Below are 21,373 nucleotides of genomic sequence, written 5' to 3'. Positions count from 1 at the left end.
AACAATAGTATTTTTATTAAACGTAAATATCAACAATATTTTTCTGCGCAATAGAATTATATAATTCTAACGAAAATAATTTATACAATCCGTTTATTTTTTTATTGTAAATAGTATATTTTTCATTATTTTTAATTTTATTATAATGATTATAATTATTTTTAAAAATATCTATTTCTTCAGAATTATGACTTCGAATAGTAATATCTTCAAATCTAATTCCAGTCTTCAAAGTAGTATTCCGTAAATTAGGAACATCAAATTTTAGCAATTCTCTTGCAATACTATTATTAGAAATTAAATCTAATTTAATTAGTTTTTTCTTTTTTATCTTCAATCGTATAAATAAAGACCCCAAATTTTTCGGGTCTAAGAATAGTTCCACAACTTTTTTACTTTTAAAAAAAAATACTAATAATTGTTTATGAATAGCTTTTACCCAATTGTTCTGAACTAAATCTTTATTTTTTTCATCAGATGAATAACGGTTTATTTTCTTTACATAATTTTCATAATTTACATGTATGAAATCATTAAACGAATATATTATTTGTAAAAAATTCAAAATAGAACTAATACATCTTTTATAATATATTTTTTTTTTAAACAACTCATTTGAAACTATAATTGAGTTTACGTCTAATGTAAGTTTAGATATATTACTTTTAAATTTTAGAAAATTAGAGTAAAAATTTATAAAATTTATTTTTTTTAAAATATTTTTATCACTATATTGGTGTAAATGTTCAAAAATATTATAAAAATTAATTTTTTTGTTAAACGTATTTAATATTACATCTTTATTTTGTTTTATATTTCTTTCAAATAGGAAATAAAAATATTTTTTTATATGATTATAAAATTGTAAATTATCTAATTTTCCTTCTATTTTAACGTATTGTGTTATATATTTTAAAAAATTTATATTATCTCTATAAGACATACAAAAATATAGAAATATATCATTAAAACAATCTTTTTTATTTTTAAAAATTTTTTTTTTCAAAATTATTTTTTGATAAAATAATATCAAAAAAAGAACTAATTGTAGTTTTATTATTTTCTATATTTTTTACAACATTATTCTTATTTGATATACAATATTTATCTAAAACATTAAAAAATAATTTTGAACTCTTTTTTAAAGTTAACTTACAAAAATTATGTCCATGTCTATATAAAGGAGTAGTTTTAACTAAATTTATAATATTTAACATAATAATAGCAACCTACTTTCTTTCAAAAAAAGATTTCTGAACATATTCATCAATTTGTAATTGTTCTTCTAATTGCATAATTTTAAAATCATACTGCAATAATTTCATAGATATTGTTTTCCACATGTATAATCTATGTTGATTATTTTTCCATAAAATAAAGTATTTTTTATATTGTTCTTCATACTGTTTTATAGTTTGTCTTTGATTTTTAATACCATTTATCAATGAAGAAATAAAACAATCATAATTCTTTAGTTCAAAACCAGAAATACCACAAGATGTTTCATGATTTAATTTAACGAGATATTCATTTCTATATTTTGATAATAAATTGACTTGCTCTTGAATCTTTTTTTTATTTAAAATAATTTTTTCTAAAATAAGAGATAATTGTTGATTTTTTTTTTATCAATGTTTGTCAATAAACTAATACATTTTTTATTTTTAAACATATAATAATCTTCCTATTTAATTAAAAAGTCCATATAAATCTTGTTTAGACTCAGTAAAAGTACTTTTTTCGTGCATTCCTTGTTGCAAAAATTTTTGAAATTTAGGCAATAGAGAAATAGCCAAATCTAACTCTTTATTAGTACCTGAAACATATGCTCCTACATTAATTAAATCACGATTACGCTGATAACAAGATAACAATTTTTTTAAATAACGAGCCTTAGAATCATGAATAGAATCAACGATATTTGACATAACCCTACTAATAGATGTTTCAATATTAATTGCAGGATAATGACCTGATTCAGCATATTCTCGAGATAATATGATATGTCCATCTAAAATAGATCGTGCGGCATCTGAAATAGGATCATATGTTTCTTCTTCTTCTGATAATACTGTATAAAAAGCTGTAATTGAACCTTGTTGTTTTCTACCATTTCCAGCTCTTTCTATTAAAGAAAATATTTTAGAAAATACAGAAGGTGGATAACCTTTAGTAGCAGGCAGTTCTCCTATAGATAAAGCTATTTCTCGATGAGCCATAGCATAACGCGTTAAAGAATCCATTATTAATAATACATGATAATTTTTATCTCTAAAATATTCAGCAATACGAACAGCATAATTAGCTCCTTGAACTTGTAATAATGGTGAACATTCAGCTGGAGATGCGACAACTACTGATTTTTTAAGAGCTTCTTTAGTAAGAATAGTCTCAATAAATTCTTTTACCTCCCGTCCACGCTCTCCTATTAATCCTAATATAACTACATCTGCTCCAGTATATTTAGTCATCATACCAAGTAATATACTTTTTCCTAATCCAGAACTAGAAAACAACCCAATTCTCTGGCCTCTTCCAATAGTCAATAACGCATTTATTGCACGAATTCCAGTATCCAATACATCTTTAATAGGATTCCTATGCAATGGATTAATTGCAGAATAAGATAGTGTTTTTCTATATTTTTTATCAATTTCTTTTAAATCATCTAACGGTTTTCCTGTGCTATCTAATACTCTTCCTAACAATCCCTCATAAATTGGCAATTGATTAACTACATAATTAATACCACCTAAAACTTTAGGTCGTACCCGAGAACCTAAAGCAATGCCTTCTATACTTTGTAATGGCATTAAAAATAATATGCCATTTTTAAATCCTACTACTTCAGCTTCTACTTCATCAATATTGTAAATATCTAAAGTTTTTCTTATACAACAAATTGAACCAAGAGATAATTGTAATCCACTAACTTCTAAAATAGATCCATTAAACCCTACTAATCGTCCATAATATACTATATTGGGAAGATTAATTATTTCTTTTTCACAGATTAATAATTCTTTTATCCATTTATTTATTCTTAAATTCATAATTTTTCCTTCTTTAAAACTAATCTGCACAATTCAGTCCATCGTCCTAAAATAGTAGAATCTAATATAGTGTCTCCTGAAAATACTATACATCCTCCTTTAGAAATATCTTCATCATAAAAAATTGTCCATCCGTATTTAGCAAATATATTTCCAAAATAATTTTCAACTATTTCTTTATCACTTGGATGAATTAATAACTTTGGTTTCTTAAAAGCTATTTTTTCATTTTTAAGTATTGTTTTAATTTTTTTTAATAAAATTGTTTCTTCAGAAAATGAAGTACTTTCTATCACCTTTTTCGAAATATTTAATGCTAAATTTACTAAACGAGAAGAAATTACTTCATCTAATTTTATTAATGACTGTTCAAAACTAGATAATAAATTATCCATTTGAATTAATATAAAATTATGTTTATTATGAAATTCTAAAGACGCTTTTTCTAACCCTGCAATAAACCCTTCTTTTTGTCCTTGAAAAAAACCTATTTCATAATTAGATTTATCATCATCTATAGAATTTTTTGTATCTTTTTTTTCGATAGAATCATTATTTTTATAATCTAATTTTTTTTTTTATATTATATTTACCATTCCCTAAATTTATATTGTTTTCTTGATTATCATTATTATCTTTTACTATCTCTTCAGGATACCATTTTTTCCAAGCCGTGTTTGGAATATGCTGATGCATAAATACTCCTAATATTTAAATACTGACAAATTTATTATTATTTAAAACTTTTTAATTATATTTAACAAATTATTCTGTTTTTCTTTAATAACATCTATCGATATAGAAGAATTTTTAATAAAAAAGTTTTGCAAATAATCAGCATTTTTTTTAGACATATTTTTTAAAATTTTTTCTTTTAATAATTCACTAGACCTGCTTATAGCTATTGACAATTCATCTAGTGTTGTTTCCTGAATTAAACGTCGAATGCAAGCGTCATCAAGATTAATTATATCTTCAAAAACAAAAATTTTAGATTTAATAATATTAGCTAGCTCTTTATTAAATACTTCAATACCATTTATAATGCGTTTTTCTTGATCGTACTCCATTAATTTTAGTAATTCTATGATAGTTGTTACTCCATTTTCATTAAAAATAACTTTTTCCTTATTCTCTAATAAATAATTAATTATTTTAATTAATTCATTTTCTCCTGATTTTTCTAAACCAGTAAATTCGGCTATTCTTGAAATAACGTCTAAACTTAACTTTTCTTCTAAATAAGATAAAATTTCTGCTGATTGATTTCTATTCAAATATACTAATATTGATGCAATAATTTGTGCATGTTCACATTTTATCAAATTAGCAATAACTTTCGGATCAACTAAATTTAATTGTTTAATCCCACAAATAATTTTTTCGTTATCTTTAATTTTATTCAATAAAATTTCTGCATTCTTTTCTCCTAAAACTTTTTTAGATAGAGTAATAACATAATTTTTATCTACTATAGAAGTAGAATTATCTATAGAAAAATTATCATTAAATTCAGATATTACTTGATCAACTATTGTACAAGAAACTTGCCTTAAATTTAACATACATTTAATCAGATCTTGAATTTCTGAAAAAGATAATTCTTTTAATATTTCAGTTGCCTTATTTACACCAACAGCAATTAATAAAATGGCACTTTTTGTAACACCATCTAGAATCATCATTTTTTATCACCACTCATCCATTTTCGAATCATCATGGCTATAACGTATGAATTATGTTTAGATAAATTACTAAATCCTCCATCTGTAGAAATTCGTGAATCTTTTTCTAACTGATTTAATACTTGGTTATTGTTTCTTAATTTATCTCGCAAAATATCATCTTGTAACTTGTCTTTTTTTAAAGTCTTTTTAAAAAAACATACTTTATATAAGAAATATAACATAGTTACAATAATTAAAATCAATCCATATTTAAATAAGTTATTTAAAAATAAAGGTTTATTCCAAAAAGAAAGATTTTTATAAATATGAACAGATGGTTTGATAAATAATGAACTCACTACAGAAACAATATCTCCTCTTTCCGCAGAAAATCCGATTACTGCTTTAATTAAATTTTCAATCTTATTTATTTGATATGGACTTAAAGATACTAAATCCCCATTTTTATCATGAATATAATTTACTACAACAGCAGCTGATAAACGTTTAACATCACCAACCTGAAATTTACTATGCAAAATAGTGTGATCTAATTCATAATTAATAATATAGTCTTGATTAGTATTAGATTTTGGTGACATTAATGCATAATCAGAATGTTTATCAAGTCTATTATGCGACGAAGATGACTTATTAGATAAAACGTTAGAGTTTTTAGAAATAACACCAGAAGGAATAATATTATTCATATATCCCTTTTCATTATTTTCTATATTAGTATTACTTTGATGAGATCTAATAGATTTTTTATCATTTTTATAATTTGGTTTATACTTTTCTTCCGTACTTTCTACTTTATCAAAATTAATTTGAGCTGTAACTTGCGCGTGTACATTATTCATACCAACTAACGGTATTAAAATATTTTCAATCCTCTGTTTATAACGTTCTTCAATTAAATTATAATATCTTAATTTAAGATCATCAATATTGTTAGAAGAATCATTGTTACTTAATAATCTTCCTTTCTGATCAACGATGGTAATATTTTCAATAGATAGCCCAGATATACTGCCAGATACCATATATAAAATTGCATTAATTTGATTTGATTCGAGATTTGAACCTGGTTTAATACTTAGTATTATAGAAGCTGAAGGTAACCTTTTATCTTGAACAAATAAAGAAGGCTTTGGTAAAGCTATATGTATTCGAGCCATTTTTACATTGTCTAATTGCTGTATGCTTCTTGCTAACTCCCCTTCCAAAGCTCTTTGATAATTTATTTGTTCATTAAATTGACTGATTCCAAATTTCTCTTGATCTAACAACTCAAATCCAACACTTTTACCCTTAGGCAATCCTTGTTCAGATAAACTGAACTGAGCTTCTTTTAACTCACTTTCTGGAACTAACAAAGTGCTATGATTACTATTAAATTTAAACGGGATATTCATATGCGTTAATTGAGAAATAATTAATTTCTCATCTTCATTAGACAAATTATCATAAAGAACACAATAATTAGAAGATCTAAAAAAGAACATATAAAATATAATTATTGATAATATTGATGTAATTGTCACAACAATACGAAAATTAAATGGGAAAAAAGACGAAAAATTACGTTTCTTATTTTTTTCTTTTACATTCGAATTATGTTTAAAACCAACATTCATGAACTATTCCTTTACGAAAATTATGTATAGTTTTGTATATATCAACTAAATCACCTATTATATAAAAATAATTGTTAATAATATTACTTTTATAACAAAATAAATAAAAAAATTGCTTTAAATATTTTTATCCTATTCAAACTTATGCTAATATCTACTATATTCGTATTACTCTTTTTCAGAGAAGACAATGTTTATTGACACTATACGAGATGGTATTGAAATAATAACTGCTCTTGGCTCCTTAATGGATATAAACGAAACCAAAGATAACATATCAAAAAAATTTACAAATAATATAAGTGATGCAGCACTTAGTTTTTTTAATTTAGGTCAAAAAGAAGTAGAACAAAAACCTGAAGAACTTGAATCAGATAAGAATAAGCACATGACTTTAAGTGATGTACTAATAAGTTTACAAAAAAATCTAATATCAACAGAAGCAATGGTTCAAATTAGAAATAAAGTAATATCAGGCTATCAAGAAATGATGAATTTACAAATTTAATACTTTAATCATTATTGAACGTTACTAATATATTAAATGTCTAAACACTTAACATTTAATATATTAGAGCCTAATAAAAAATTAGAATATATGTTCTACGTTTATCAAATAATTTGTTAAAACAAAGTTATAAAAACTACGTCATTAAAATCAGTTTAACTTCTTATAATTAATATTCGTTAAAAAATGACAATCTATTTTGGAGTTAAGCGGAGTTGAACCGCTAACCTTTTGCATGCCATGCAAACGTTCTCCCAATTGAACTATAACCCCTTTTAATAAATATATGTATAAACAATATTTCTTAAAAAATAAACGTATTAATGAATCAAAAATTTACTAAAATTTCATTTATCATAATATTAATTACCATTAATGTAAGATAATGCATTTTTGATTCTTGATAAAGATCGGCGTTTCCCTACTCCATATATGACAATATCAATACTAGGAGAAACAGTGTTACCTGTCATTGCAACACGAATAGGCATAGATACCATTTTAAAAGTCATTTTTAACTTTTTTACTGATGAATATATCATAATAGATAATTCTTCTAAATTCCATTCATTAAGATTTAAAATTTCATTATATATGTATTCTAAAACAATAATAGAAGACTTTACTAAATATTTGTTAGCTGCGTCTATATTAAATACGATATAATTACTGTAAAAATAATGAGAAAAATCCACTATATCCCGCAAAGTGCTATATCGAGAACCAACTAATTTTATAAGATCAATTAGATCAAGTCCATTCGTATAATCAATATGTTTTTTCTTAAATTGATATTGAAGATGTTTTTTAACATATTCTATAGGCAAATTTTTTATATAAAATCGATTTAACCACAATAGTTTATTTATATCGAAACGACTAGGAGATTTACTAATTCTATTTAATGTAAATACTTTTATTATGTCATTAATATTAAAAATTTCTTGATTTCCATACGCCCATCCTAGTCGAACAATATAATTAAGTAACGATTCTGGTAAATAACCCTGTAATCTATACTCTGAAATACTAACCACTTCTTTTCTTTTAGATAATTTTTTTCCATTTATGTCTAATATCATTGATACATGAGCATAAATAGGAATTTGTGAACCTAATGCTTGTAAAAGATTAATTTGACGTGGAGTATTATTAATATGATCTTCTCCCCTAATAACATGGGTAATTTTCATATCACGATCATCTATTGCTGCACAAAAATTATATGTAGGAATGCCATTTGTTCTCTGAATAATAACATCATCTAATTCTTTATTATCGAATAATATTCTTCCTCTAATTTCATCAACAAATGATACCATCCCATATAAAGGATTACAAAACCGAACGACATATTCACAATCAGTGTTATTACTTTTTAAAATATTTCTACATCTTCGATCATACTTGGGTTTTTTTCCAACTAATAACTGGCTTTTTCTTAAATGACATAATCTCTCAGTAGTACAATAACACCTATAAGCTAATCTTGATTCAATCATAGAATTAATAATATTTTGATAATATTCAATTTTATTACTTTGAAAATAAGGTCCTTCGTCCCAATCTAATCCTAACCACTTTAAATTCTTGATAATTTCTGAAATTGCAGCTTTTGTAGACCGCTTAATATCCGTATCTTCAATGCGTAAAATAAATTTTCCTTTATTGCTTTTAGAAAACAACCATGCATATAATGCAGTTCTAACGCTTCCAATATGTAAATCACCTGTAGGACTTGGAGCAAATCTTGTTCTAACTAACATACTATCCTCAATCTATAATTTAAAATTCTAATAATGAATAAAAATATAAAAAATAATTAATAAATTTTTATAAAAAAGATTGACTCTACATTTCTATTCTTTACAATAGAATAAATAGGGTGATTAGCTCAGTTGGTAGAGCTTCTCCTTTACACGGAGAAGGTCGGCGGTTCGATTCCGTCATCACCCAAATTTTAAGTTAGGGTCGTTAGCTCAGTTGGTAGAGCAGTTGACTTTTAATCAATTGGTCGCAGGTTCAAGTCCTGCACGACCCACAATGAAATTATATATTATAAAACTTTTTAATTATCTCTAACAAATCTTGCTTTAAGATTACCTTTATATTAAATTTTTTAGATTTAATTAATTTAGAACCAGGGTTTTCTCCAATTATAATATAATTCGTATTTCTTGAAACATTCGATGTAACATACCCCCCTAATTCATTAATGATGCTCACTATTTTAATTCGAGAAAATTGATGAAAAGAGCCACTAATAACACATTTTTTATTGAAAAAAGGATTTAATTTTTTTATTACATCATGAGATTGTATATCATTTGAATATATATTTAAATTGTTCGATAAGTATAAAATAATCTCTTTATTAAACTGTTCATTTATAAAACTGAACACACTATGTGCAGAGTAAGGACCAATTCCTTTTAATGAGGATAACTCTTGAAACGTTGAATTCATCAGAGAGTTTAAAGATATGAAATGTTTAGCAATAATTTCTGATTTAATCATTCCTATCTCATTTATTCCTAAAGAACATAAAAATTTAGAAAAAGTAATATTTTTAGATTGATTAATGGAATTAGCGATATTTCGTGCAGTCTTTTTTCCTAAATCGTTCAGTTTAACCAATACATCAAAATTAAGATTAAAAAAATCTGAAAAATTTTTTACATAATGCTTATCAACTAATTTGCTAATAATTTTTAAACCTAATCCATAAATATTTAATCCTTTTCTAGAACAAAAATAATATAATAACTTTTTAAGTTGTTCTTTACATTTAATACCTTCTATACAACGTACTTTAATACATTGGTCATCTAACTTTAGTTTAGATTTACAAGACGGACATAAATTAGGTAGCATTATTTTCTTTATGTCATTAGAACGATTACTTTTAATAACACTAACTATCTTAGGAATGACATCTCCAGAACGTTTAATTCTAACAATATCTCCTATATACAAGTCTAATCTTTTAATTTCATTAAAATTATATAAAGACACTCTCTTTATAATGACACCAGATATACGAACAGGATCAATTTTAGCTACAGGAGTAATTACTCCCGTTCTACCAACTTGGTATGCAATATTTAAAACTTTAGAATTTTGTTCTTGATCACAAAATTTAAATGCAATAGCCCATTTTGGAGCTCTTCTCATGTAACCTAACTTATTTTGTAAAACAATAGAATTAACTTTTATAACTATTCCATCAATATCAAAATTTAAAAATTGTCGTATATTCTTAATTTTATCATAAAAATTTAAAATGTCATGACTACAGAAAAATACGGAATTATATCCACTAATTGGTAACCCCCAGATTTTTAACTGTTCTAACCTATCATAATGATTAAAAATTTTTATATATCTGGGATAATAACCATACCCATAACAACAAAACATTAAATTTTTCATAGCAGTAGTTTTAGAGTACTTTTTACGCAACAACCCAGAAGAGGCATTTCTAGTATTAGAAAATATTTTCGTAAAATTATTAATTGCTTTATTATTTAATTGAACGAAATCACTTTTTAACATGAAAATTTCGCCTCGAACTTCTAATTTTTTAGGTATATTAAATCCGCGTAACTTACTAGGAATAGAAGAAATCATCCGAACATTATTAGTAACATCTTCTCCTTCAATTCCATTACCTCTAGTTATTGCTTTTATTAAAATTCCTTTCTTATATATTAAATTTATAGCTACACCATCAATCTTTAATTCACAACAAAAAGACACTTTTTCTTCTGATAACAATATTTTAATTTTTTTATCAAATTCCAAATAATCATTAACATTAACTACATGATTCAAAGATAACATAGGTGTAATGTGTTTACATTTTTTAAATCCAACTATGCCAGGAGAACCTACTGTAAGAGTAGGAGAATTTTTTGTTACTAAAAATTCTTTATATTTGTTTTCTAAATAATGTAACTTTTTTATTAGATAATCATATCTATAATCAGAAATTTCAGGAGAATCTAGAGAATAATATAAATATCCATAATAACGAATTTTTTCTTGTAATCTTAATATATAATTTTTTATAAATGTCATAAAATTCCAGATTATTAAACTAAAATACAAAAAATATTCTAATCAATATTATTGAACATAGCGTAGTTTTATAACTATACATTTTTGTCAGTCAGGTATAATTATATTTTCAAATATTTTAAATAAAATATATTTTTATCTCTTATATAGTTAAAAGCTCGTATAATAAAATAAAAAAAATAACATATTCAATTAATAATTTGACAATTACATTAATAATAATATTTTTTATTATATACTTAATTAAACAACACTAAGCACTACAGTTCTTTGATATACGATATATAGTGTGAATCATTAAAAATATGCTTAAATAATTGTCAATTAATTTTAAAACTTTATATATAAACACTCTTTAATATGAATATTTTATTATATTAAAACAAATGTATTTAATATAAATATATCATTAAATAAATATATATAACTTTTAAAAATGTAAAAAATTCATAAAAATAACTCGTTAAAAATAACAATTACAATAAAAAAATAAATATTTTTATTTCACATTATGAAAAGTATGAAATCACATTATATATGCACTAAACACTAAATTAATAAAATATTAAAATATTTAATATAGATGTAAAATTAATGGAAAACTTTAAAAAAATCAAATCATATGTAAACTATGTCATATGAAAACATTTTAAAACATATATACTTTATAAAGAAAATTAATAACTTTAAAAACCTAAAAATAAATTAAGATAAACTTTACAATAAAAATTGTAAATCAGAGTAAATAAAAAATGCAATGTCTTCATATCAAATATTAAAATTAAAGATACTATTTTAGAAATACCTTAATGTATAAAAACATATTAATTAGTATTACTTAAAATTACTTAACAAAAATTTAATACTTAAATTCTATGAAATTAAAATAAACGTATAAAATATAAAAGATAAATATACGTTTCATACTAGACAATTTATATATCCTGAATCTAATCAATTACAATCACTATTTTATCAAATTAAGAAAATATACATTAACTAAATAAAAATAAATAAAACATGAAAGGGATTTTTTACAAGATGCATCATGTAGGAAAGTCATTTATTGTATAAAATTATAAAAACTCATTTAAAACATACAACTATTACCTTTATCTTTTAATAAAATGTATTAAAAAATGTTGTTTTCTAAATTTCAAATTAAAAAATTAATAATATTTTAAAATAGTTTACTTTTAAAAATAATACATTATTTTAAAACATATATATATAAAGGTTAAAATAATACAGTAGCACAAAATAATAAAATTTATATTTAATTAAATTAAAACAACAAATATTTTAGAATATTATATAATAATTCTATTTAAGCAATTTACAATAAAACTTAGGAGAAAAAATGTTCCAAAAAGAAATTACAATTACTAATCCTCATGGACTACATACTCGTCCTGCTGCACTATTAGTAAAAGAAGCAAAAAAATTCGTTTCAGAAATTAATATTATTTCCAAAGGAAAATCTGTAAATGCAAAAAGCCTATTTAAATTACAAACGTTAGGATTAGTACAACATAGCTTAATTACTATTTCAGCAAATGGTGAAGATGAAAAAATAGCAGTAGAAAGCCTAGAAAAATTTATAGCAACACTTAAATAAAAAAATTTGTGTCTTAAAAATATTAAATATTATTTATAGTATAATTTTACCGGAAGTGTAACGTTACTTCCGGATAATATATACTAATTAATATAATATTACCTGAGACCAACAAATTACTATCATAAAAATATAACACATTGTTATGTTAAGGGTAATATTATGATTTCAGGTATTTTAGCATCTCCTGGTATCGCTTTTGGACATGCATTACTACTAATAGAAGAAAAAATTTTTATTAATACAAATAAAATTAAAAATAATGAAATTAATCAAGAAATTGAAAAATTTATTCAAGGAAGGTTAAAAACAATTAACCAATTAAAAAGTATTAAATTACAAGTAGAAAAAACCTTTAAAAACGGAAAAGAAGATATCTTCGACGGACATATAATGTTAGTAGAAGATGAAGAACTAGAAGAAAGTATATTATTACTTATTCAAAAAAAGTATTTGTCAGCAGAATATGCAACTCAAATTATAATAGAAAAACAAGCTAAATCATTAGAGCAATTAGATGATGAATATTTACGAAATAGAGCAATTGATATTAGAGATATCGGAAATAGATTAATTAGAAATATACTTAATTTAAATATTATAGATCTAAATCATATTCAAAACCCTGTTATTTTAATAGCTAGAGATCTAACTCCTTCAGAAACTGCTCAAATAAAACTAAACAAAGTATTAGGATTTATTACAGATCTAGGTGGACAAACATCACATACATCTATTATGGCTCGTTCTTTAGAAATTCCTGCAATTGTTGGTACTGGAAATATAACAAAAAAGGTAAATAATAACGATTTTTTAATATTAGATGGTATTAACAATGCTATATTTATTAATCCAGAATTATCAAAAATACAGCAAATAAAGAAAATAAAAAAAAAATACGAACTAGAAAAAAACAATTTAAAACAGTTAAAACATTTGTACGCAATTACAATTGATGGACATAAAGTAATTATCGGAGCAAATATAGGAACAATTCAAGACGTTAAAAGTGCTAAAAAAAACGGAGCAGAATGTATCGGACTATATCGAACAGAATTTTTATTTATGAATCGCAGTTCTTTTCCTACTGAAGAAGAACAATTTTATGCATATAAAGCAGTAGTAGAGAAAATGAAAGGAAAATCTATAATCATAAGAACTATGGATATAGGAGGAGATAAAAATCTTTCATATATGCATATTCCTAAAGAAGATAACCCATTTTTAGGATGGCGAGCTATTAGAATAGCAATGGATAAAAAAGAAATTTTACATGCTCAATTAACTGCAATACTAAGGGCATCTGCTTTCGGAAAAGTAAAAATAATGTTTCCCATGATTATTTCCATAGAAGAAGTACGAAATTTAAAAGAAGAACTAGAAAAATTAAAAGTTATACTTAGAAACAAGAAAATACAATTTAATTCTAACATCGAAATAGGAATTATGATAGAAACTCCAGCATCTGCTATAATAGCAAATCATTTAGCAAAAGAAGTAGATTTTTTTAGTATTGGAAGTAATGATTTAACACAATATACACTAGCTGTTGATAGGGGAAATGATTTGATTTCTCATTTATATAATCCTATGAGTCCTTCTGTATTAAATTTAATTAAAAAAGTTATTAATGCTTCCCATAATGCTGGAAAATGGACCGGGATGTGCGGGGAACTAGCTGGAAATGAAAAAGCTACTGCATTATTATTAGGAATGGGTTTAGATGAGTTTAGCATGAGTGCATCAACTATTCCAAAAGTGAAGAAAATAATTCGAAAAACAAATTTTTTAGATGCTAAAAATTTAGCTACAAACGTTTTATCCCAATCAACATCAAAAGAAATAATAAATATTATTAATGAATTTGTTTTAAATAATTAACAAAAAATTGTTAACAGGAAAAATATGAATTTGTTTTCTAATTTTTTTAAAACCAAAAATATCACATCCAGAAAAATAATAAATATTTTTGCTCCACTATCTGGAGACATAGTTAATCTCGAAGAAGTTCCAGATATTGTATTTTCTAAAAAAATAGTAGGAGATGGAATAGCTATTTTACCAAATAGCAATATTATGTTATCTCCTATTAATGGAACAATTGGAAAAATATTTACAACATTACACGCTTTCTCAATTCAATCTAAAGAAGATGATATTGAACTATTTGTACATTTTGGAATAGATACAGTGAAATTAAAAGGTATTGGATTTAAAAAAATTGCTCAAGAAAACCAAATTGTAAAAATAGGAGATCCAATTATTTCTCTTAATTTACCATTATTAAAAAATACAGCTAAATCTATATTAACACCTGTAGTAATATCTAATATGGAATTATTTAAAAAAATATATAAAAGATCAGGTCAAATTATTGCAGGAAAAAATATTATTTTTTCTATAGAAAAATAACATTTATAGGTAAAACGGAATAACTTTAATATATACCGTTTTACCTATCTTTACAAAAACTCTAATAAGAAAATTACCATTTACATAATATGAATACACATATATTAAATATCTATCACATTTTGATCGTAATTATACTTGGAACTATTGAAGGTATTACAGAATTTTTTCCTATTTCATCAACTAGCCACACCATTATTCTTTCTGATATTTTTCAAATAGATAAAAACGAAGCAAAATTCTTAAATATATTTATGCAATTTGGTGCATCGTTATCTATACTACTATATTTTAAAAATACATTTATTAAATTATTTGATTCTATTTTTAAGACGCATAAAAAATGTATTAATAATTATAATCTATCATGTTACCACGTATTTCTTGGGATATTTCCAACAATACTACTCGGATCATACTATTACAAATATATACAATCTTTATTTAATCCTAAAAGTATATTGTTATCATTAATATTTGGTTCTATATTACTAACATTGTCTGAAATATTCAAAAAAAAAATAAAATATAAAAATGAAAATATTAATTTATTTAAATCACTAACTATAGGTTGTTTTCAATGTTTAGCATTATGGCCTGGATTTTCTCGATCTTGCTCTACTATTTCTATAGGAGTTTTAATAGGACTTAATCAACGTACAGCTACGCATTTTTCTTTTATTATATCCGTTCCTATTTTTTTTGGAGCAACAATTTTAGACATAATTAATAATATTCATACTATACAATTACATAACTTATTTATTTTAAGCGTTGGTTTTTTGTCTTCATTTATTACATCAAGAATTTGCATAAACAAATTCTTAAAAATAATTAATGTCTGTTCTTTTACACCATTTATTATTTACAGATTAATATTATCTATTATAATTTATTTATGTTTTTATCGTTCTTAAGTTGTTATAATCTTTTCTCCATTTATCAATTGCAATTACCCTAAGACGAAATAATTCATCTCGTATTCTTATTCCTGTAAATCCTAAACGTAAAATAGACTTAACAGAAACTCTATTAGAAACATCAAATACTTTTTCTAAAAAATTACTTTGATATGAATCTATAATTTTAATATCTATAGAAAAAAACATATATAAATTAATTAGAACAGATAATTTTCGTATTCTATTAGGTTTTCTCCATGCGTCTATTTTATTAAAAAATATAATAATGCTTTTTGAAGATCGAAAATGAATCAAACTCAAAAATTTGAAACATCCAGAAAAAATAATAGATAAATCTCCTATATAAGAAGGAATATTTAAACGTCTACAAAATGTTTCAACTAATTTTTTTGAAGTTTCATTGTAAATTTTATGTGAAAAAAAACTATAATTAAATGACGTATACTGACAAATTATATTACATAAATAAGAAAATCTAATATCTATTTCTCTATTCAAACTAGAAATTTTAGCAATTTCTAAAAAAAAATTAAATTTAAAATAAATTTGTTGATGATACTTATTAACATACTTTGATTCATATTGACAAATTAAATTAACTTCAGGAAAAATAATAGATAATGCATTACAATTATATAAAACTTGAAAATATACATGAGGATTATGCGTTTTTAAAGCTTTTTCTGTTTCTTTCCAAATTCTATCTTTTGTTAAATATAATAATTCTTTAGTTTTAACCATGTCAATCATTATCTGCATAGTTTCTTTTGCAATTTTAAAACCAAAATGATTGAGAGCTGCAGAAAATCGTGCTACTCTAAAAATCCTTAAAGGATCTTCACAAAAAGAAGGTGAAATATGTCTCAAAATTCTGTTTTCAATATCTTGTATACCATTAAAAAAATCAATATAATTTCCATTTTTATCTTGAGCAATAGCATTTATTGTTAAATCTCTTCGCATCAAATCTTCCTTCAAGGTAACTGTTTTAGAACAATTAGTTTTAAACCCTGTATGCCCTAATCCATATTTTCTATCAATTCTTGCTAAAGAATACTCTTCTTTACTCTTTGGATGTAAAAATACAGGAAAATCTTTTCCTACTTGTCTAAAATTTAAACTTAATAACATTTCCGACGTAGCTCCAATAATTACCCAATCCCTATCTTTAATTGGAATATTTAATAATTTATCTCGAATAGCACCTCCAACTAAATATACTTTCATAAATCGTATCCTTTATACTTTTAAACAATATAATTCATAAACAAATTAATAACTTTTTAAACAATATTTCTAATAAATGTTTGTTTTAAATAAATATTTATATTATATTAAAATACATAATAAACAATTCTTAGATACACTTTATAATCAATTAATTTATTTAATATTTATAGTATTATCACCATAAAGGCTAAATAGAATGCACCAATCTTTCTTTTCTATTACTCCACAAAAACGTATTGAAAATGCAATAAAATCTCTCAAATTAGGAAACGGAGTTATTGTTCTAGATGATATTAATCGTGAAAATGAAGGTGATTTAATATTTCCAGCAGAAACTATGACTATAGAACAAATGGCATTAACTATTCGATATGGAAGTGGAATCGTATGTTTATGTATTACTGAATCTAAACGAAAACAACTAAGATTGCCATTTATGGTGAAAAATAATACTAGTAAATTTGGAACTAATTTTACTATAACTATAGAAGCTGCTCGAGGGGTATCAACTGGAGTATCTGCTAAAGATAGAATAACTACTATTCGAACAGCTATTCGAAATGATGCAAAACCACAAGATTTAAATCGACCTGGACATGTGTTTCCAGTACAAGCACATAAAAATGGTATACTTGGACGATCTGGGCATACAGAAGCATCTATAGAACTAGCAATTTTAGCTGGATTTAAACCTGCTGGAATAATATGCGAGTTAACTAATAAAGATGGATCCATGTCAAAACTATCTGAAATTATTCAGTTTTCACAACTAAAAAATATTCCGATTATAACTATTCAAGATTTAAAGAAATATATTACTATTATACATAGTAAAAAAGTTTAAAAAAATAAAATTTTTAAGATATTAATTTTTTCTTATACAGTAATAATTTCAAATAATTATATTGGTTTTAGATCAGTAATAGACCATTTAGGATATACAGAGATTTCTAGATTAAAAGTCCTAAATTTTTTAAATCGAAGCATGCCTGTATAAGCTATCATCACACCATTATCAGTACATAATTCTGGTTTTGAATAGAATACTTTTCCTCTAAAATGTTCAACCATATCATTTAATTTTTTTCTTAAAACTACGTTAGCGCTTACACCTCCAGATACTACTAAAGTAGAATAGTTTAATTTATTTAAAGCTTTTTTACTTTTTAAAACTAAAACATCTGTAACTGAATTTTCAAACTCTCTTGCAATATCTGCTCGCGTTTGAAAATTAATATTTTTAGTTTTTATAATATTTGAAATAAATGTTTTTAATCCAGAAAAACTAAAATTCAAATTTATTCGATTCATCATAGGTCTTGGAAAATCAAAACTACCTAATTTTCCTGACTCTGCTAATTTAGACAAACTAGGGCCACCGGGATAATTTAATCCTAATAATTTAGCTATTTTATCAAAAGTTTCACCAACAGAATCATCTAAAGATCTTCCTAATAATTCGTATTTTCCAATACCATATGCATTAATTAATTGAGTATGTCCACCAGATACTAATAAACCTACAAATGGAAATTTAGGTTTTATACGTTCTAACATAGGAGTCAATAAATGACCTTCCATATGATTAACTAAAATAGTAGGTATATTTAAAGAAAACGCTAATGCAGTAGCTAAAGATGCACCAACTAACAAAGAACCTATTAATCCAGGACCAGCAGTATAAGCGATAGCATGTATAGAACGTTTGTCAATATTATATTCTTTTAACATATCTTCAATTAATGTAATTAAAATTTCAAGATGCTTTCTTGAAGCTAATTCAGGAACAACACCTCCATAGTAATTATGAAAATGAGATTGACTATATAATTTATTAGACATAATTCCTTTAATATTATCATATATCGCAATCCCAGTATCATCGCAAGAAGTTTCAATACCTAGTATTCGCATATATATTTATAACTATAATTTTATGTTGAAATCAACAATATTTAATACTTTATATTATATTAGAATTCTTACAAATAAAAAATAATATATACATCAATTAAATATTAATTTAAAATTATTATTGTACAATAAATTATTGCATCTTTTCATTTATAATTGTTTTACATAACATTAATATTTTAAAATGTGATTTCTTTATATAACGTACTTTTTTAAAAATATAAAATATTCATCATTTCAATAAATAAAGGGTTAATATATGCCTATTATTAAAATACGAGAAAACGAACCTTTCGATGTAGCGTTAAGAAGATTTAAAAGATCTTGCGAAAAATCTGGAATTTTAGCTGAAATTCGAAGAAGAGAATTTTATGAAAAACCTACTACTGAACGAAAGCGCGCAAAAGCATCAGCAATAAAAAGATTAGCTAAAAAACTTTCTAGAGAAAATCTAAAACGAATTCGAATGTATTAATTTTTTTATTTATTTAAAAATTAATTATCTGGCCGTTCTTACCTTAGAGTTCGGTCAACATACATATATAATATTGAAAATTAACATGAAAGGAATAGTTCCACAATATTTTATTAATGAATTATTACGTCAAACCAATATTGTTAATGTCATTAACACAAAAATTCCATTAAAAAAAATTGGAAAAAATTATAATACACATTGTCCATTTCATGAAGAAAAAACACCATCTTTTACTGTAAGTGACGAAAAACAATTTTATTATTGCTTTGGATGTAATTCGCATGGAAATATTATTGATTTTTTAATAAATTATGAAAAATTAACATTTGTAGAAAGTATAGAAGAACTAGCAAATATTAATGGTTTAAAAATACCATATCAAAAAAGATATTTCTCTCAAGACTTTAACTATGAACAACGTAACAACTTATATTATTTAACAGAAAAGTTATCTTATATCTATCATAAAAATATATTTAACATGGAACACGCGTACCAATATTTAATTAATCGTGGAATAAGCAAATCTATGATTCAATTTTTTAATATTGGGTTTTCTCCTACAAATTGGTCTGATACAGAAAAAAAAATTAATAATTTTAATACAAAAGAACTAATTGATATTGGTGTATTAATTATTAATAATAAAGGATATAAATATGATCGTTTACGAAGAAGAATAATTTTTCCAATTCGTAATAAAAACGGAAAAGTTATTGGATTTGGAGGAAGATTACCTAACAACAATTTTCCTAAATATATTAATTCTCCTGAAACAAATATATTTCAAAAAAGTCGAAATTTATACGGTCTATTTGAAATTTTAAAATACAATCCAAAACCTAAAAAATTATTAATAGTAGAAGGATATATTGATGTAATAACACTTTTCCAATTTAATATTAATTATTCACTTGCTGCACTAGGAACATCTATAACAAATAATCAAATACGACTATTATTTCAAATTACAGATACTGTTATCTGCTGTTACGATGGAGATCTTGCAGGGAAAAAAGCTGCATGGAGAACTTTAAAGATAGCCTTACCTCATATATATGATGGAAAACACATAAAATTTATATTCTTACCTAATAATGAAGATCCCGACACAATAATTAGAAAAGAAGGTACGAAAGAATTCAAAAAGCGCATCAATAATGCAGTAAACTTATCAAATTTTTTATTTAATACATTATTTGAAAATATAGATTTAAGTTCAATTAATGAACGATTTTCTTTAATTTCTACGGCTGTTCCTTTGATTAATTTGATTCCTGGAAAAGTCATGCGTACATATTTACTTCAAAAATTAGGCAATAAAATTGGAATTCCAGATCAAAATATTTTAGAAAAAATAGACTCTACACATATATATAAAAGCTTTAAACTACATAGTACACATACAACAATATCACATATTACAATACGCACTTTAATTGGACTATTGATACAAAACCCAAGATTAGCACTTATTATTCCATCACTAAAATATTTACATCATTTTCATTCACCAGGAGTATTTGTTTTCTTAGATTTGATAAAAAAATGCATTGAATTTAAAAATTGTAATACTGGACAAATATTAGAAATGTATAGAAATACAAAAATTTTTGAGAAATTAAATCAATTAGCAAAATGGAACCATATGATTATCGATAATAAAATAGAACAAGTTTTTTTGGATTCATTAACTAACCTTTATTACAAAACATTAGAAGATCAACAAAATAAACTTATAACAAAAGAAAGAAAAATAGGACTTAAAAAAGACGAAAAAAACAAGCTATGGTTAATTAATAAAAAATTAGCAAAATTATAATTGCATCCGTAATAAATCATTAAAAATA

20 protein-coding genes and 3 tRNA genes are annotated in these 21,373 nt (G+C 23.9%); 10 read left to right on the top strand and 13 right to left on the bottom strand.

What is annotated here, in order from left to right; all coding sequences use genetic code 11:
* Positions 1–16: 16 nt before the first annotated feature.
* The 8 genes from UAT33_00355 to fliF form a co-directional block, all read right to left on the bottom strand.
* Positions 17–1,006 (bottom strand): hypothetical protein, encoded by a 990-nt coding sequence (locus UAT33_00355; protein XBC43913.1) that lies wholly within the window; start codon positions 1,004–1,006, stop codon positions 17–19.
* Entirely contained in the window at positions 987–1,217 is a 231-nt protein-coding gene (locus UAT33_00350; protein XBC43912.1) for a hypothetical protein, read from the bottom strand. The genes UAT33_00355 and UAT33_00350 overlap by 20 nt, the downstream gene beginning before the upstream one ends.
* Positions 1,218–1,229: 12 nt before the next feature.
* On the bottom strand, positions 1,230–1,586 hold the full coding sequence (locus UAT33_00345) for a flagellar FliJ family protein (GenBank protein XBC44127.1): 357 nt from the start codon (positions 1,584–1,586) through the stop codon (positions 1,230–1,232).
* A 102-nt stretch (positions 1,587–1,688) separates the two neighbouring features.
* The gene (locus tag UAT33_00340; GenBank protein ID XBC44126.1) at positions 1,689–3,053 is read right to left on the bottom strand and encodes a FliI/YscN family ATPase; all 1,365 of its coding nucleotides are present in this window, start codon (positions 3,051–3,053) and stop codon (positions 1,689–1,691) included.
* Positions 3,050–3,448, bottom strand: coding sequence for a flagellar assembly protein FliH (locus UAT33_00335; protein ID XBC43911.1), 399 nt, complete (start codon positions 3,446–3,448; stop codon positions 3,050–3,052). Before UAT33_00335 ends, UAT33_00340 begins: the two co-directional genes overlap by 4 nt.
* Before the next feature lie 163 nt (positions 3,449–3,611).
* Positions 3,612–3,749, bottom strand: a complete 138-nt coding sequence (locus UAT33_00330; protein XBC43910.1) for a hypothetical protein — start codon at positions 3,747–3,749, stop codon at positions 3,612–3,614.
* A 41-nt stretch (positions 3,750–3,790) separates the two neighbouring features.
* Positions 3,791–4,738 carry a FliG C-terminal domain-containing protein gene (locus UAT33_00325; GenBank protein XBC43909.1) on the bottom strand — a complete coding sequence of 316 codons (948 nt, stop codon included), beginning with the start codon at positions 4,736–4,738 and terminating at the stop codon, positions 3,791–3,793.
* Positions 4,735–6,360 (bottom strand): flagellar basal-body MS-ring/collar protein FliF, encoded by a 1,626-nt coding sequence (gene fliF, locus UAT33_00320; protein ID XBC43908.1) that lies wholly within the window; start codon positions 6,358–6,360, stop codon positions 4,735–4,737. Before fliF ends, UAT33_00325 begins: the two co-directional genes overlap by 4 nt.
* A gap of 190 nt (positions 6,361–6,550) precedes the next feature.
* On the opposite strand from fliF, the gene UAT33_00315 reads away from it, so the two are divergent.
* Positions 6,551–6,868 carry a flagellar hook-basal body complex protein FliE gene (locus tag UAT33_00315; protein XBC43907.1) on the top strand — a complete coding sequence of 106 codons (318 nt, stop codon included), beginning with the start codon at positions 6,551–6,553 and terminating at the stop codon, positions 6,866–6,868.
* Positions 6,869–7,068: 200 nt separating this feature from the next.
* Here UAT33_00315 and UAT33_00310 read toward each other — a convergent pair.
* Together UAT33_00310 and gltX are read right to left on the bottom strand one after the other, a co-directional pair.
* A tRNA-Ala gene (locus tag UAT33_00310) sits at positions 7,069–7,141 on the bottom strand.
* An 89-nt stretch (positions 7,142–7,230) separates the two neighbouring features.
* On the bottom strand, positions 7,231–8,634 hold the full coding sequence (gene gltX, locus UAT33_00305) for a glutamate--tRNA ligase (protein ID XBC43906.1): 1,404 nt from the start codon (positions 8,632–8,634) through the stop codon (positions 7,231–7,233).
* 117 nt (positions 8,635–8,751) lie between these two features.
* Here gltX and UAT33_00300 point away from each other — a divergent pair.
* Both UAT33_00300 and UAT33_00295 read left to right on the top strand, forming a co-directional pair.
* Positions 8,752–8,824 (top strand) — tRNA-Val (locus UAT33_00300).
* A gap of 12 nt (positions 8,825–8,836) precedes the next feature.
* Positions 8,837–8,909, top strand: a tRNA-Lys gene (locus UAT33_00295).
* An 8-nt stretch (positions 8,910–8,917) separates the two neighbouring features.
* Here UAT33_00295 and ligA read toward each other — a convergent pair.
* Positions 8,918–10,948 carry an NAD-dependent DNA ligase LigA gene (gene ligA / locus UAT33_00290; protein ID XBC43905.1) on the bottom strand — a complete coding sequence of 677 codons (2,031 nt, stop codon included), beginning with the start codon at positions 10,946–10,948 and terminating at the stop codon, positions 8,918–8,920.
* Between the two features lie 1,360 nt (positions 10,949–12,308).
* Between ligA and UAT33_00285 the strand changes: the two genes are divergently transcribed.
* From UAT33_00285 to UAT33_00270, 4 genes are all read left to right on the top strand, one after another.
* Complete coding sequence (locus UAT33_00285; GenBank protein ID XBC43904.1) at positions 12,309–12,566, top strand: HPr family phosphocarrier protein; 258 nt, start codon at positions 12,309–12,311, stop codon at positions 12,564–12,566.
* Between the two features lie 162 nt (positions 12,567–12,728).
* Positions 12,729–14,447 (top strand): phosphoenolpyruvate-protein phosphotransferase PtsI, encoded by a 1,719-nt coding sequence (ptsI, locus tag UAT33_00280; GenBank protein XBC43903.1) that lies wholly within the window; start codon positions 12,729–12,731, stop codon positions 14,445–14,447.
* 24 nt (positions 14,448–14,471) lie between these two features.
* Positions 14,472–14,978, top strand: a complete 507-nt coding sequence (crr, locus tag UAT33_00275; protein XBC43902.1) for a PTS glucose transporter subunit IIA — start codon at positions 14,472–14,474, stop codon at positions 14,976–14,978.
* A gap of 89 nt (positions 14,979–15,067) precedes the next feature.
* The gene (locus UAT33_00270) at positions 15,068–15,895 is read left to right on the top strand and encodes an undecaprenyl-diphosphate phosphatase (protein ID XBC43901.1); all 828 of its coding nucleotides are present in this window, start codon (positions 15,068–15,070) and stop codon (positions 15,893–15,895) included.
* Here the strand turns inward: UAT33_00270 and UAT33_00265 are convergent.
* Positions 15,875–17,128, bottom strand: a complete 1,254-nt coding sequence (locus tag UAT33_00265) for a tRNA CCA-pyrophosphorylase (protein XBC43900.1) — start codon at positions 17,126–17,128, stop codon at positions 15,875–15,877. The genes UAT33_00270 and UAT33_00265 overlap by 21 nt on opposite strands.
* Before the next feature lie 199 nt (positions 17,129–17,327).
* Here UAT33_00265 and ribB point away from each other — a divergent pair, with 199 nt between their 5' ends.
* Positions 17,328–17,975 (top strand): 3,4-dihydroxy-2-butanone-4-phosphate synthase, encoded by a 648-nt coding sequence (gene ribB / locus UAT33_00260; GenBank protein ID XBC43899.1) that lies wholly within the window; start codon positions 17,328–17,330, stop codon positions 17,973–17,975.
* 56 nt (positions 17,976–18,031) lie between these two features.
* Here the strand turns inward: ribB and tsaD are convergent, their stop codons facing one another.
* Entirely contained in the window at positions 18,032–19,045 is a 1,014-nt protein-coding gene (gene tsaD, locus UAT33_00255) for a tRNA (adenosine(37)-N6)-threonylcarbamoyltransferase complex transferase subunit TsaD (GenBank protein XBC43898.1), read from the bottom strand.
* Positions 19,046–19,304: 259 nt separating this feature from the next.
* Between tsaD and rpsU the strand changes: the two genes are divergently transcribed.
* Entirely contained in the window at positions 19,305–19,520 is a 216-nt protein-coding gene (gene rpsU / locus UAT33_00250) for a 30S ribosomal protein S21 (protein ID XBC43897.1), read from the top strand.
* Between the two features lie 85 nt (positions 19,521–19,605).
* Positions 19,606–21,345, top strand: a complete 1,740-nt coding sequence (dnaG, locus tag UAT33_00245) for a DNA primase (GenBank protein XBC43896.1) — start codon at positions 19,606–19,608, stop codon at positions 21,343–21,345.
* Positions 21,346–21,373: the final 28 nt, after the last annotated feature.

Origin of the sequence: Buchnera aphidicola (Floraphis choui) (assembly GCA_039830045.1) — a bacterium.
Lineage (GTDB): Bacteria > Pseudomonadota > Gammaproteobacteria > Enterobacterales > Enterobacteriaceae > Buchnera_B > Buchnera_B aphidicola_AX.
The sequence above is the reverse complement of the archived record's forward strand: the minus strand, read 5'-3'. Positions and strand labels throughout refer to the sequence as shown.